Origin of the sequence: uncultured Aliiroseovarius sp., assembly GCF_947497285.1 — a bacterium.
In the GTDB taxonomy this organism is placed as follows: Bacteria; Pseudomonadota; Alphaproteobacteria; order Rhodobacterales; family Rhodobacteraceae; genus Aliiroseovarius.
Map to the genome: position 1 here is coordinate 175,799 of NZ_CANMFT010000008.1, position 12,092 is coordinate 187,890.

Below are 12,092 nucleotides of genomic sequence, written 5' to 3' on the forward strand. Positions count from 1 at the left end.
CCACAAGTTGGCGTAGAGACACCTATCAGGTCAACGAAAAATTATGGGATATCCACAACTCTTTTCCATTGACCTGAGGGGCATGTTCATTCTGCAAGAAAGTGGCGTTTGATTCCCCCGCGCCGACAACCCCTGCGTGTATTGAGTTTTTTCTATTTATGGGGCTGGTTTATCTGACAAAGGCAAGGTGGCGCCTGAATAGCATCAAGGTCGCAAAACACCGCGCGCGTGTATTTTGTGGCAGCCGGCCGCGCCCGGAGCATCCGTCACACTGAAAATCATTGTGCACCTGCAGAAACTCAACAAATCAAGGCGCTCGTGCCTGAACGCGTGTCCTGTTCGCAACAGGCTTGCCCCTGTCCTTGCCCAAGCGCGCGGCGTGACGAACAGAATCGGCAGAGTAGACAGCAAGGGGGACCATGGCGTTTTCAGACCACCACATCAGACACAACATCTTGGGTCAGCCCACACCCGTTTGGCGGAAAAACCTTGTCTGCAGGATGGTCAAGAAAGGTGGTGGTCGGGACGGCAAGATTCGAACTTGCGACCTACGGTACCCAAAACCGTCGCGCTACCAGGCTGCGCTACGCCCCGAACGCCCTCTCCATAGCGACCGTTCCGCATGATGAAAAGAGCAAAACGCCGCGCGGGCCAGCATCAATCGCAAGAAGTCGTCATTCAGGCGCATCACAAGGCCATGCGGCGCGCGTTTGATCCAATGCAGGGTGGCGCAAAACACTGCCCGTGGTGATGCCCAGACGATCTGTCATCCCGCCGTTCACTTCGAGGACGGCCAGTATATCGGATCCGCCCGGAATGGGGGTCAGGTCAAGTGGCAGGGCGTTTTCATGGATCGACGCCACAGTCCCATCTGCGCGCAGAAACAGCATATCCAACGCGATAAGCGTGTCCTTCATCCAAAAGCTCACATTCTGTGGGGCCTCAAACAGAAACAGCATGCCGTGGCTGGCCGCCATGTCTTCGCGGTGCATCAACCCGCGCGCCCGGTCGGCGGGGGTCTGTGCCAGCTCGACGGTGAAACGTGCCACGCCCCAGTCACCGCGCAAATCCACATGTGTCGGGCTGCAATCACCAGCCGCGGCGGCGATGGAGGTTGCCGCCCAGACCCAAAGGCTGACCCCGACGTTCCGTCCAAAGGAGGAAAGCCGCATCTCAGATCACTCTTTTTCGTGGATCGCTGCGTCCCAAGCCGACACGCTGACCGCCATGAAGCCCCGTTTGCCTTGGGCCGCGCGAAGGCTGATCGCCTCGCCGGGTTGCAAATCCGCCAGACCAGAGCGGCGCAGAACCTCGACATGGATAAAAACATCCTCGGGGCGGCCGAACACATTGGCAAAACCGAAGCCTTTGGCCTTGTCGAACCACTTGACGCGCGCAGGCTCTACCGGCCCGACATCTTCGGGGTCGACCAGCCCTTCGGCAAATTCTTCCAACTGGTGAAGTCCACCATCTGCGGGTGGCTCGATCGACAGAACACTGACCGCCTGACGGCCCCGATCCGTGGACTGTACCGTGATTTCGATCCGCGACCCGTCAGCCACCGAGCTTTGCCCGAAGTTGCGCAAGACATTGGCGTGAAGCAGAATATCTGCCCCGCCCTCGTCCGCAATGACGAAGCCAAACCCCTTGCTCGGGTCAAACCACTTGACTTGCCCGTGCACGACCACTGGCTCTTGCGCGTCGCTGGCTAGCGCCATTTGAAACCTCTAGAATTTCGCATCCCCAGCTCCATAAATGGGACTAATGCGCAGGTGACGCAAGACCTAATAACCTATACTTTTAGCTAGGCTACGCATCACAATTGCCCGAAATCATGGGTTTAGTCGGGTGACAGACCACGGTGCGCCTGCCTCGGCCCGCGTCCAGCGAAACCGGTCATGAAGGCGGAATGCCCCGTCGGCCCAGAATTCTATTTCGACCGGCTTAAGTCGATATCCACCCCAAAACGGAGGCCGCGGCGGATGCGTGCCATGGGTCGCGGTCACCTTCGCGACCTCGGCCATCAACGCCGCTCGCGAGGCGAGCGGTTGGCTTTGTTGCGACGCCCAAGCGCCCAGCCGACTTTTCAGCGACCGTGACGCATAATAGGCGTCGGCCTGCGGCCCCTCTTCGCGCGTTATCAACCCGCGCACCCTGATCTGACGGCGCAGGCTTTTCCAATGCATGACGAATGCGGCCTTGCCGGCTTGATCAAGCTCGTGCGCCTTGGCAGAGCCGAAGTTGGTGTAGAACACGAACGCATCGTCTTCGATGTCTTTCAACAGAACCATGCGCACATTGGGCAGGCCGTCTGCGTCCACCGTGGACAGGGCGATGGCGTTGGGATCGTTGGGCTCGGTTTTCTCAGCTTCGGTCAACCAGCTGCGTGCAATCACAAACGGATCGTCGCCCGAAAATATCCCGCCTCTTTCCGTCATGGTCGCATCCTTTCCTGCTCGTGCCACATATAAGCGCCTGCGCGATAAGGCGCCAATTGAATTCCAACCACGCAACGTCTTCGGTGCCAAGACTTGAAGAAGCAATGCCAATCGCCTAAACGGGCTTATTGCAGTATCTCGGGACGGGGAATACATATGTCGACCGAATTGATGAAGGGCAAGCGCGGCCTGATCATGGGACTTGCCAATGACAAGTCCATCGCGTGGGGGATCGCGAAAGCCTGTGCCGAGGCCGGGGCAGAGCTGGCTTTTTCCTATCAGGGCGAAGCGCTGAAGAAGCGCGTCGGGCCGTTGGCTGACCAGCTTGGGTCAGACATCGTGCTGGAATGCGACGTGTCGGACCAAGGGTCGATCGACACCTTGTTCAGCACCCTTGAGGCAAAATGGGGCAAGCTCGACTTCGTCGTTCATGCCATTGGGTTCTCAGACAAAAACGAACTTCGCGGCCGCTATGTGGACACCAGCCCGGAAAACTTCCGGATGACAATGGACATCTCGGTCTATTCGTTCACTGCGGTGGCGCGGCGTGCCGCTGCCATGATGCCGGACGGGGGATCACTTCTGACGCTGACCTATTACGGCGCCGAACAGGTCATGCCGCATTATAACGTCATGGGCGTGGCGAAGGCCGCGCTTGAGGCCTCGGTGCGCTATATGGCCGAAGATCTGGGCAAGGATGGCATCCGGGTGAATTCCATCTCTGCGGGGCCAATCAAGACGCTTGCGGCCTCGGGCATTGGTGATTTTCGCTATATCCTCAAATGGAACGAACTGAATTCCCCGCTGCGTCGCAACGTGACCATTCAGGATGTGGGAAACTCCGCGCTATATCTTCTGTCTGACCTAGGGTCGGGGGTGACCGGCGAAACCCACCACGTTGACAGTGGTTATCATGTCGTCGGCATGAAGGCCGTCGACGCACCGGATATCGACGTGGCCACAGGCCGCAAGTAAGGAGACCCAGATATGAGCGACCGCTTGCCGCACGAAAAAGGGTTCCACATCAGCTGGGATCAAATCCACCGCGACAGCCGCGCCTTGGCGTGGCGCCTTGATGGTCAGGGGCCCAAAGACACTGGGTGGCGCGCCGTGGTTGCGATCACGCGCGGCGGCCTTGCCCCCGCGATGATCGTCGCCCGCGAGCTGGACATTCGAACCGTCGACACCGTCTCGGTCAAGTCCTATCACCACCAATCGCAGGGCGAAGCAGAGCTTCTGAAAGCCCCGGATGCGGCAATGATGGGCGACGGCGAAGGGATCTTGATCATCGATGATCTGGTCGATACCGGCAAAACGCTGGAGCTGGTGCGCAAGATGTATCCCAAAGCGCATTTCGCGACTGTTTACGCCAAGCCCAAAGGGCGTCCGCTGGTCAACACCTTCATCACCGAAGTCAGCCAGGACACCTGGATTTTCTTCCCCTGGGACATGGCCTTGCAATATGTAGAGCCTTATCGCGGCACAGATTAAACAGCGGCGCGGTTGCCAAGGCCCCTCCTGCCCCAAAGCGCAGACCAAAAACAAGAACACCCGGCGCTCTGACAAGAGGACCGGGTGTTTTTCGTTTTGGTAGCGACGTGAAGCGCGCGGGGCTATTCAGCAGCTTTTGGCGCATCATCTGGTGCGGCCGGTGCGGACCCAGATGAGGCCTCGCCCTGATCAGGCGATCGTTTCACCGGTTTACGCGGCTTGCGCGCCCGGGTTGGGGCTTTCTTGGACTTGCTTTCCGGTGTTTCCACCAAACCGCTGTCGGCGTCGTTGGACACGTCAGATTGCGATGGCGCCGACACATTGGGTTGCTCACCCTCGCCCGCCACATCAGGCGTCGGCTTGTTGTCGGGCCGCGCTTCGCGATCCTCTTTTTCGCGTTGCTGGCGTTCGCGGTTCTGCTGTTCGGTTTGCACCCGGCGGGCTTCCATCTCGCGCTGCGCTTCGCCCAGAAGGCGGGTGTAGTGTTCGGCGTGTTGCTGGAAGTTTTCGGCGGCGACCCTGTCGTTGGACAAAAACGCATCGCGGGCCAACTGGGTGTATTTCTCGATGATCTGCTGGGGGGTGCCGCGCACCTTGCCCTCGGGCCCCGAACTGTCGAAGACCCGATTGATATTGTTTCCCGGATTGTTCCGGTTACGGTTCGACTTGTTGCGCGAACGCGATTTGGAAGATCTCATAAGCTTGTTTTTCCAGCTTTAGCTTCAGACGCACGATGCAATAACCGTGCTGAGTTCTCGGACAAGACACCATTCTGTGCCACGACATCCGAATTGTAGGGCTTACCTGCGGCGGCTGTCCAAAGGACTGCGACGCTGCTTGTTTCTGATTGTCATGCGCGGGGTCGAAAGACAAGCCCAAACTGTCCAAAACCTCTGCAAGCGGGGGTTTTTGCCGAAAATTTGCGGGTTTGCAGGGCTTGGGCAACATCCCGACACGCCCTTCACGCCGGGTGATTCTTGTGACCAACAGCGGTCAGCTGCCTTGCCAAAATCCGGTCACAACCCGGTCATGCCCGGTCAGATCTTGCACGACCCGCACCGATTGAAACCCCGCACTTTCAAAAAGCCCGGACACAGCGCGCCCTTGGGTGGCCCCGATTTCAACGATCAGGCGCCCTTTGGGGCGCAAGAAATCGGGGGCCTGGGCCACGATGATCCTGAAGGCCGCCAGCCCGTCCCCCCCCGGGGTCAGCGCCACATGTGGTTCCCAATCCCTCAGCTCAGGCGCTAACGCGCGCATTTCAGCCTCAGAAATATAGGGGGGGTTCGAAACAATCAGATCGACCGGTTCGGCTTTGGCCAAGGGGTCGAACCACGACCCCTCCAGAAAGGCAGCACGATCGGTCAGGGCCAGTTGGGACGCATTTTTCTGTGCCACACCCAACGCGGGCGCGGAAATGTCCACCCCCTGCCCAGTCGCCAAAGGTCTTTCTGCCAGCAAAGTCAACAAGATACAGCCCGACCCGCAGCCCAGATCCACAACGGTATCAAATGGGTGATCCAGCGCCGTTTCGACAAGCCGTTCGGTGTCGGGGCGCGGATCAAGAACGTCGCTGGTGACGTAGAAATCGCGACCATAGAAAGCGCGTTTGCCGATGATCTGAGCCACGGGCTGGCGCGCGGTGCGGGCGTTGATTGACGCGGCAAACACCGCCTCTGCCTCTTGCGCGACCTCATCGGGCAAGGCAAGCGTCAGTCGGCTTCGGTCGATCCCCAAGGCGTGGGCCAACAGCACACGGGCGTCGCGCGCGGGGTCGTTCACGCCCGCCGCGCGCAGGGTCTGCGTGGCGGCAATCAAAAGCGCCGTTCCGGTGGTCATCCGTCCAGCGCAGCCAGTTGTGCCGCCTGATCCTCGGCGATCAGGGCGTCGATGACCTCGTCCAGATCGCCTGCGATGATCTGATCCAGCTTGTAGAGTGTCAGGTTGATCCGGTGATCGGTCATCCGGCCTTGCGGAAAGTTGTAGGTGCGGATGCGCTCGGACCGGTCGCCCGACCCGACTTGCGCCTTGCGATCCGCGGCGCGCGCATCATCGACACGTTGGCGTTCAAGGTCGAACAGCCGCGTTTTCAGAACCTGCATCGCGATCTCGCGGTTGCGGTGTTGGCTTTTTTCCGAGCTGGTCACCATGATCCCGGTCGGAATATGGGTGATGCGCACGGCGGAATCCGTCGTGTTCACATGCTGCCCCCCCGCCCCCGATGCGCGCATCGTGTCGATGCGAAGATCGCCGGGGTCGATCTGGATATCCACGTCTTCGGCTTCGGGTAGCACCGCCACGGTCGCCGCCGAGGTGTGGATGCGTCCACCGCTTTCTGTTTCGGGCACGCGCTGCACACGGTGCACGCCGCTTTCGTATTTCAGCCGCGCGAACACGCCGTCGCCTTTCACATGCGCCACCACCTCTTTGACGCCACCCAGTTCTGAAAGGGTTTGTTCCATGATTTCAAAGCGCCAGCCGCGGGCCTCGGCATAGCGTTGATACATCCGCAACAGATCGGCGGCGAACAGTGAGGCCTCCTCGCCCCCGGTGCCGGGCCTGATCTCGATCATCGCAGGGCGCGCGTCTGCGGCGTCTTTGGGCAACAGCACCAGCCGCATCGCCTGTTCAGCCTCCGGCAAACGCTCGCGCAGCAGGGGCAGCTCTTCTTCGGCCAGTTCCCGCATGTCGGGGTCCGTCAGCAACGCCTCGGCTTCGGCGATGTCATCCAGAAGTTGGCGATACGAAGCGATTTCTTCGACCACAGGCCTAAGTTCGGCATATTCACGGCCAACTTTGGCGATCTCGTCGCCAGTCAACCCTTCGGCCATGCGCGCTTCAAGGAACTGAAACCGTTCGGTGATCGCTGAGAGTTTTTCCATCGGAACCATGTCAGGCGGTGTCCCTTATTGCGCGGGTTTGGTCAAGTGGCAGGGCGCTTTGGCGTGCGCTTGGACGACACGCTTCAAATTCCGCACATTTCGGGGTAAAATGGCATATGGCAAATCGCATGCTTTTCATCTTGTTCGCGGGGCTGATGTCCTCGCCCGCGGCGTTCGCGGATGTCACCACGCCGGGCGGCAAGGTGATCGACTGCTATTGCACCGACACCCAAGGCAGCCGCGTTGAGTTGGGCGAAAGCATCTGCCTGTTCGTGGGCGGGCGCGCCTTCATGGCCCGCTGCGAGATGAGCCTGAACGTGCCCATGTGGCGTGACACTGGAAAAGGCTGTGTTTCGGCTGGCAATGCGACCCCGCTGCCCCTGCCCAACAGTCCGGCGCCAAACGATCTTTCCCGCCTGTAAGCGCGGGCACCATCAGTAGTCGTCGTCTTCTTCCAAATGGCGCAGCTTTTCCAGCCAACGGTCGATGCGCGCGACGTTGGTGCCAAGATCATTGCGCCCGTAGACAAGATGGGCGTGTATATGAAGCGCGTCGTCCGCCACCCATGCCACGGTGATATCGGGGAATCCGATCCGACGCGTTCGGGTGACAATGGCGATCTGGTCATCGGATTGCTGGCGCAACCTGCTGCGCGGGGCCTCCAGCGCGACCCATGCCAGATGATCCAGCGCGCCCTCGGGCAGGTCCTTCAACGGCACCACGTATTTGACGCCGCCCGGAAAAACATGGCGCCCCGGTGTGTCCGGACCGGGGCGGGCGGAAAAACGCTCAACCGGCAGTGGCGCCAATCGCACCCAGCCTATCCCCAATATGGCCAGAAACAAGACCAGCAAAATCACACTTGTCAGAAGATTCACACGCCCCCCTCGCGGCACCCAGAACCGCCACACCCACTATACCCTAGCGATACTGGAGCAGACTTCCCCTTGCAAGTCCACGCTGTTTCGCGGGCGGTCTGGCAGACGCAAAGACGGCCGCCCGTTACGTAGCGCAGGCCCTGCGGTGAGGGCTAGCTTCGGCGCGTAAACGCCCACAAGTTCAGAATTTCCATTGCCACATGCGCCCCGGCAATCGCCGTCGCACCGGTGGTGTCGAAAGGAGGCGAGACTTCGACAATGTCGCCACCGACAAGATTGATCCCTGCCAGATCACGCAGGATGATCGCAACCTGTGCTGTGGTCAGACCACCCCAAACCGGTGTGCCCGTCCCCGGCGCATAGGCAGGGTCCAGCCCGTCTATGTCGAAGGTCAGGTAGGTTTTGTGGTCGCCAAGGATCGACTTGATCTTCTTGACCACCGCAGCGGGGCCGGTTTCATGCACTTCGCGCGCATCAATGATATTCACACCCAACGTGTCGTCATTATGGGTGCGGATGCCCACCTGAACGGATCGTGACGGGTCAATCAGCCCCTCTTTCACCGCCTTGTAGAACATCGTTCCATGATCGACACGGGTCATGTCATCGTCGGGCCAGGTGTCGGTGTGCGCATCAAACTGCAACAGGCTAAGCGGCCCGTGCTTCTTCACATGCGCGCGCAGGATGGGGAAGGTGATGTAATGGTCGCCTCCAAGGGTCAGACAGGCCGCGCCTTGGTCCAGAATACCGCTGATATGCGCCTCGAGCGTCGCGGGAAACTGGTCGATATGGGCATAGTCGAACGCCATGTCGCCGTAATCGGCGATGGCAAATTCGCTCATCACGTCGAAGTCCCAGCCATAGGCCTGATCGGGCGATTGCAGGCATGACGCCTCGCGGATGGCGCGCGGGCCAAGGCGCGTGCCCGGGCGGTTGGTGACAGCTTGATCAAACGGAATGCCGGTGACAGCAATATCCACCCCTGTCAGGTCTTTTGAATAGGTGCGGCGCAGGAAAGATGTCGCCCCGCCGAACGTGTTTTCATAGGCTAAGCCCTTCAACCCATCCCGCGTAAACGCGGTGTCCACCTGAGTTCTCGCGTCTTCCAAAGCCATTGCCGCCTCCTTTGCTTTCAGACCGATTAGCACAGACTGATTGGTCTGGCCATATAATTTGATCAAATTATCGACTGATCCATCTAGACAGGGTTCAATCGCTCGACAAGCCGCGCAAAGAAACTGGCCCCATAGGGCGCGGCCTCGTCGTTGAAATCATAGGCGGGGTGATGCACGCCTGCGCCGTCTTCGCCCTGCCCCAAAAACAAATAGGCGCCGGGACGTTCTTGCAGCATATAGGCGAAATCTTCGGCCCCCATTTCACGCCCCTGATCGGCAAAAACGCGCGCCGCGCCGCTGACCTCTTGGGCGGCCTCGATCGCTTTTTCGACCGCTCTGGCGTCGTTCACCGTGGGGGGGTAGCCCAGTTCATAATCAATATCGGCCGTCACGCCGAAGCTTGCCGCCTGCCCTTCGATCACCTCGCGGATGCGCCGCTGCGCCATCTCGCGCACCTCGGGCGTGAAAGAGCGGATCGTCGCGCCGAACCATGCCTCTTCGGGGATGATGTTGTCCGCTGTGCCGCCACCGACTTGCGTGACCGAGATGACAAGGTTTTCCATCGGCGACAGATTGCGGCTTACGATGGATTGCAGCGCCTGCACCATTGTGACCAACGCCGTGATCGGGTCGACCGTGTCATGCGGATAGGCCGCATGCCCGCCCAACCCGCGCAGCTTCACCACCAGCGTATCCACAGCCGCCATGATCGGCCCCGGCGTGGTGTAGAACGCGCCCAGCGTGCGACCGGGAAGGTTATGCAGGGCATAGACCTCAGCGATCGCAAAGCGATCCATTATACCGTCGTCACACATGTGCTTGGCACCACCAAAGTTTTCTTCGGCCGGTTGGAAGATCAGCGCCACACGGCCCTTGAAATTCCGCGTCTCTGCCAAGTATCGCGCCGCCCCCAACAGCATCGCCGTGTGGCCGTCATGACCGCAGGCATGCATCAAGCCCGGCACGGTCGAGGCATGGTCAAGCCCCGTCGCCTCGTCCATCGGCAACGCGTCCATATCGGCGCGCAGGCCAATCGTCGGCCCCTCGCCCTGCCCGTTGATGATCGCGACGACACCCGAGACTCCGATCTTCTCATGCACCTCATCCACCCCGAAGCTGCGCAATTGTTCGACCACGAAGGCAGCCGTGTCGTGACACTCCAACCCAAACTCGGGATGCGCGTGCAGATGGCGTCGCCAGGTCGTCATATCCCCGGCAAATTCGCCAATGCGGTTGATGATGGCCATGACTTCCTCCTATCAAGGGTGCGACGAGACAATCCTGAAAAGGGCGTGGATGCAATGACCAAAACACAGGGCCTGAGCCGATCAGATGCGTTGGTGTATGACCCGAAAGGTGGCATGGATCGCCTGCGCGAGATCATGCGCCGCCTGCGAGATCCAAACGGGGGCTGCCCGTGGGATATCGAACAGACCTTCGCCACCATCGCGCCCTACACGATCGAGGAAGCCTATGAGGTCGCAGATGCGATCGAACGTGAAGCCTGGGACGAACTAAAAGGCGAATTGGGCGATCTGCTGTTTCAGTCGGTCTTTCATGCGCAAATGGCGGAAGAGGCCGGGCTGTTCAGCTTTGACGAGATCGCCGACACGATGTCCGACAAGATGGTCGCCCGCCACCCGCATGTGTTCGGCAGCGAATCCCGCGACAAGTCTGCCGATCAACAGACCCGCGATTGGGAAACGATCAAAGCGGCAGAACGGGCAGACAAGGCGCAGCAAGGGGTGCTGGATGGGGTCGCCATCGGCCTGCCTGCCCTGCTGCGCGCCGTGAAGCTGCAAAAACGCGCCGCGCGCGTGGGATTCGACTGGCCTGACATTGGCCCGGTGCTAGACAAAATCACCGAAGAAGCGCGCGAACTGGCCGAAGCGCGCGACAGTCTGAGCCAAGACGAGGTGCGCGAAGAACTGGGCGACCTTTTGTTCGTCGTCGCCAATCTGGCCCGCCACCTGAATGTCGAGCCGGAAGAGGCGCTGCGCCATACGAACGCCAAGTTTGAACGGCGTTTTCAGGGGATTGAACGCCGACTGGCCGCAGACGGGCGCGCGCCTGATGATGCGACGCTGGAAGAAATGGATGCGCTGTGGGACGCCGAGAAGGCTGCTGAGCGGGTCGCAAAAAAAATTCCCGATTAAATTAATCAGGTATTGACCCTAGCAAAAGACTCGGATTTAAGCGGCGTCATCGAAACAAGGAGATCGCGCGATGAAAACTGTCCGCACACTCGCCATGGCCCTGACTGCGGCCACAGCCCTGACCCCCGCCCTTGCCAGCGCGGACGAGGTCAACGTCTATTCCTACCGTCAGCCAGAGCTGGTCCAGCCGCTGATGGATGCCTTCACGGAAGAAACCGGCATTCCGGTCAATGTGGCCTTCCTGAAGAACGGCGTGATCGAACGCTTGCAGGCCGAAGGCAAGCGCAGCCCGGCTGACCTGATCATGACCGTCGATTTCGCCCGTCTGGCCGCCGTGGTCGAAGCCGACCTGACCCAGCCGGTCGAAAACGAAACCCTGACGGCCAACATTCCCGCCGCCTATCGCGATCCGGGTAATGAATGGTTCGGCCTGACCTCGCGCGCGCGGATCGTCTATGCCTCGAAAGACCGCGTCGCTGACGGCGAAGTCACCACCTACGAAGATCTGGCCGACCCGAAATGGAAAGGTCGTATCTGCACGCGGTCAGGCACCCACGCCTATACGTTAGGCCTTGTCGCCGCCCATCTGACCCACAACGGCGAAGAAGCCACCCGCGCCTGGATCGAAGGCGTGAAGGCCAATCTGGCCCGCAAACCGCAAGGCAATGACCGCGCGCAGGTCAAGGCGATCTGGGCTGGCGAATGCGACATTTCGATCGGCAACACCTATTACATGGGTAAGATGCTGTCAGACCCCGAACAAAAGGAATGGGCCGACAGCGTCAATGTCGTCTTCCCGGTCTTCGAGGGATCGGGCACCCATGTGAACGTATCGGGCATGGCGCTGACCAAACACGCGCCCAACAAGGAAACCGCCATCAAGCTGATGGAATTCCTCGCATCACCGAAAGCGCAGCAGATTTACGCCGCGCAGAACTTCGAATACCCGATTGCGCCTGATGTCGCGGCCGACGAGATCGTGCAAAGCTGGGGCAGCTTTACCCCGGATGGATTGAATCTGATGGAAGTGGCCGGACACCGCGCTGACGCCCTGAAACTGATGCAGGAAGCCGATTTCGACGGTTAAGACGCTGAGTTGGAAGTAAGACTGAAAAGCCCGGCATATTTGCCG

The 12,092-nt window shown here is 59.9% G+C and carries 14 protein-coding genes and 1 tRNA gene; 5 read left to right on the forward strand and 10 right to left on the reverse strand.

Going from position 1 to position 12,092, the window contains the following annotated elements:
• Positions 1–517: 517 nt before the first annotated feature.
• The 4 genes from Q0864_RS14560 to pdxH all read right to left on the reverse strand — a co-directional run bounded on the left by Q0864_RS14560 (position 518) and on the right by pdxH (position 2,438).
• Positions 518–594: transfer RNA gene (locus Q0864_RS14560), tRNA-Pro, on the reverse strand.
• Positions 595–674: 80 nt separating this feature from the next.
• Positions 675–1,172, reverse strand: coding sequence for a DUF192 domain-containing protein (locus Q0864_RS14565; protein ID WP_298571157.1), 498 nt, complete (start codon positions 1,170–1,172; stop codon positions 675–677).
• 6 nt (positions 1,173–1,178) lie between these two features.
• Positions 1,179–1,718 (reverse strand): cold shock domain-containing protein, encoded by a 540-nt coding sequence (locus Q0864_RS14570; protein ID WP_298571158.1) that lies wholly within the window; start codon positions 1,716–1,718, stop codon positions 1,179–1,181.
• Between the two features lie 114 nt (positions 1,719–1,832).
• The gene (gene pdxH, locus Q0864_RS14575) at positions 1,833–2,438 is read right to left on the reverse strand and encodes a pyridoxamine 5'-phosphate oxidase (protein WP_298571159.1); all 606 of its coding nucleotides are present in this window, start codon (positions 2,436–2,438) and stop codon (positions 1,833–1,835) included.
• Between the two features lie 156 nt (positions 2,439–2,594).
• Between pdxH and fabI the strand changes: the two genes are divergently transcribed.
• Together fabI and gpt are read left to right on the forward strand one after the other, a co-directional pair.
• Entirely contained in the window at positions 2,595–3,413 is an 819-nt protein-coding gene (gene fabI / locus Q0864_RS14580; RefSeq protein WP_298571160.1) for an enoyl-ACP reductase FabI, read from the forward strand.
• A 12-nt stretch (positions 3,414–3,425) separates the two neighbouring features.
• Positions 3,426–3,929 (forward strand): xanthine phosphoribosyltransferase, encoded by a 504-nt coding sequence (gpt, locus tag Q0864_RS14585; protein ID WP_298571161.1) that lies wholly within the window; start codon positions 3,426–3,428, stop codon positions 3,927–3,929.
• A 122-nt stretch (positions 3,930–4,051) separates the two neighbouring features.
• Here the strand turns inward: gpt and Q0864_RS14590 are convergent, their stop codons facing one another.
• The 3 genes from Q0864_RS14590 to prfA all read right to left on the reverse strand — a co-directional run bounded on the left by Q0864_RS14590 (position 4,052) and on the right by prfA (position 6,820).
• Positions 4,052–4,627, reverse strand: a complete 576-nt coding sequence (locus tag Q0864_RS14590) for a DUF4167 domain-containing protein (protein WP_298571162.1) — start codon at positions 4,625–4,627, stop codon at positions 4,052–4,054.
• A gap of 295 nt (positions 4,628–4,922) precedes the next feature.
• Positions 4,923–5,768 (reverse strand): peptide chain release factor N(5)-glutamine methyltransferase, encoded by an 846-nt coding sequence (gene prmC / locus Q0864_RS14595; protein WP_298571163.1) that lies wholly within the window; start codon positions 5,766–5,768, stop codon positions 4,923–4,925.
• Positions 5,765–6,820 (reverse strand): peptide chain release factor 1, encoded by a 1,056-nt coding sequence (gene prfA, locus Q0864_RS14600; RefSeq protein ID WP_298571164.1) that lies wholly within the window; start codon positions 6,818–6,820, stop codon positions 5,765–5,767. Before prfA ends, prmC begins: the two co-directional genes overlap by 4 nt.
• A gap of 119 nt (positions 6,821–6,939) precedes the next feature.
• Here prfA and Q0864_RS14605 point away from each other — a divergent pair, with 119 nt between their 5' ends.
• A complete protein-coding gene (locus tag Q0864_RS14605; RefSeq protein ID WP_298571165.1) occupies positions 6,940–7,233 on the forward strand; it encodes a hypothetical protein in 294 nt (97 codons plus the stop codon).
• A 12-nt stretch (positions 7,234–7,245) separates the two neighbouring features.
• On the opposite strand, the gene Q0864_RS14610 is transcribed toward Q0864_RS14605, so the two are convergent.
• From Q0864_RS14610 to Q0864_RS14620, 3 genes are all read right to left on the reverse strand, one after another.
• The gene (locus Q0864_RS14610; protein ID WP_298571166.1) at positions 7,246–7,689 is read right to left on the reverse strand and encodes a DUF1499 domain-containing protein; all 444 of its coding nucleotides are present in this window, start codon (positions 7,687–7,689) and stop codon (positions 7,246–7,248) included.
• Positions 7,690–7,841: 152 nt separating this feature from the next.
• Positions 7,842–8,804: an agmatinase gene (gene speB / locus Q0864_RS14615; RefSeq protein ID WP_298571167.1), complete on the reverse strand. Its 963-nt coding sequence runs from the start codon at positions 8,802–8,804 to the stop codon at positions 7,842–7,844.
• Between the two features lie 83 nt (positions 8,805–8,887).
• Positions 8,888–10,051: a M20 aminoacylase family protein gene (locus Q0864_RS14620; protein ID WP_298571168.1), complete on the reverse strand. Its 1,164-nt coding sequence runs from the start codon at positions 10,049–10,051 to the stop codon at positions 8,888–8,890.
• Positions 10,052–10,105: 54 nt separating this feature from the next.
• Between Q0864_RS14620 and mazG the strand changes: the two genes are divergently transcribed.
• Both mazG and Q0864_RS14630 read left to right on the forward strand, forming a co-directional pair.
• Positions 10,106–10,960, forward strand: coding sequence for a nucleoside triphosphate pyrophosphohydrolase (gene mazG / locus Q0864_RS14625; protein ID WP_298571169.1), 855 nt, complete (start codon positions 10,106–10,108; stop codon positions 10,958–10,960).
• 70 nt (positions 10,961–11,030) lie between these two features.
• Positions 11,031–12,047: a Fe(3+) ABC transporter substrate-binding protein gene (locus tag Q0864_RS14630; protein WP_298571170.1), complete on the forward strand. Its 1,017-nt coding sequence runs from the start codon at positions 11,031–11,033 to the stop codon at positions 12,045–12,047.
• Positions 12,048–12,092 lie beyond the last annotated feature (45 nt).

Coding starts and splice junctions, on each gene's coding strand:
- Q0864_RS14565 (WP_298571157.1), bottom strand. CDS start 1,172: ATGCGGCTTTCCTCCTTTGGACGGAACGTCGGGGTCAGCCTTTGGGTC.
- Q0864_RS14570 (WP_298571158.1), bottom strand. CDS start 1,718: ATGGCGCTAGCCAGCGACGCGCAAGAGCCAGTGGTCGTGCACGGGCAA.
- pdxH (WP_298571159.1), bottom strand. CDS start 2,438: ATGACGGAAAGAGGCGGGATATTTTCGGGCGACGATCCGTTTGTGATT.
- fabI (WP_298571160.1), top strand. CDS start 2,595: ATGTCGACCGAATTGATGAAGGGCAAGCGCGGCCTGATCATGGGACTT.
- gpt (WP_298571161.1), top strand. CDS start 3,426: ATGAGCGACCGCTTGCCGCACGAAAAAGGGTTCCACATCAGCTGGGAT.
- Q0864_RS14590 (WP_298571162.1), bottom strand. CDS start 4,627: ATGAGATCTTCCAAATCGCGTTCGCGCAACAAGTCGAACCGTAACCGG.
- prmC (WP_298571163.1), bottom strand. CDS start 5,768: ATGACCACCGGAACGGCGCTTTTGATTGCCGCCACGCAGACCCTGCGC.
- prfA (WP_298571164.1), bottom strand. CDS start 6,820: ATGGTTCCGATGGAAAAACTCTCAGCGATCACCGAACGGTTTCAGTTC.
- Q0864_RS14605 (WP_298571165.1), top strand. CDS start 6,940: ATGCTTTTCATCTTGTTCGCGGGGCTGATGTCCTCGCCCGCGGCGTTC.
- speB (WP_298571167.1), bottom strand. CDS start 8,804: ATGGCTTTGGAAGACGCGAGAACTCAGGTGGACACCGCGTTTACGCGG.
- Q0864_RS14620 (WP_298571168.1), bottom strand. CDS start 10,051: ATGGCCATCATCAACCGCATTGGCGAATTTGCCGGGGATATGACGACC.
- mazG (WP_298571169.1), top strand. CDS start 10,106: ATGACCAAAACACAGGGCCTGAGCCGATCAGATGCGTTGGTGTATGAC.
- Q0864_RS14630 (WP_298571170.1), top strand. CDS start 11,031: ATGAAAACTGTCCGCACACTCGCCATGGCCCTGACTGCGGCCACAGCC.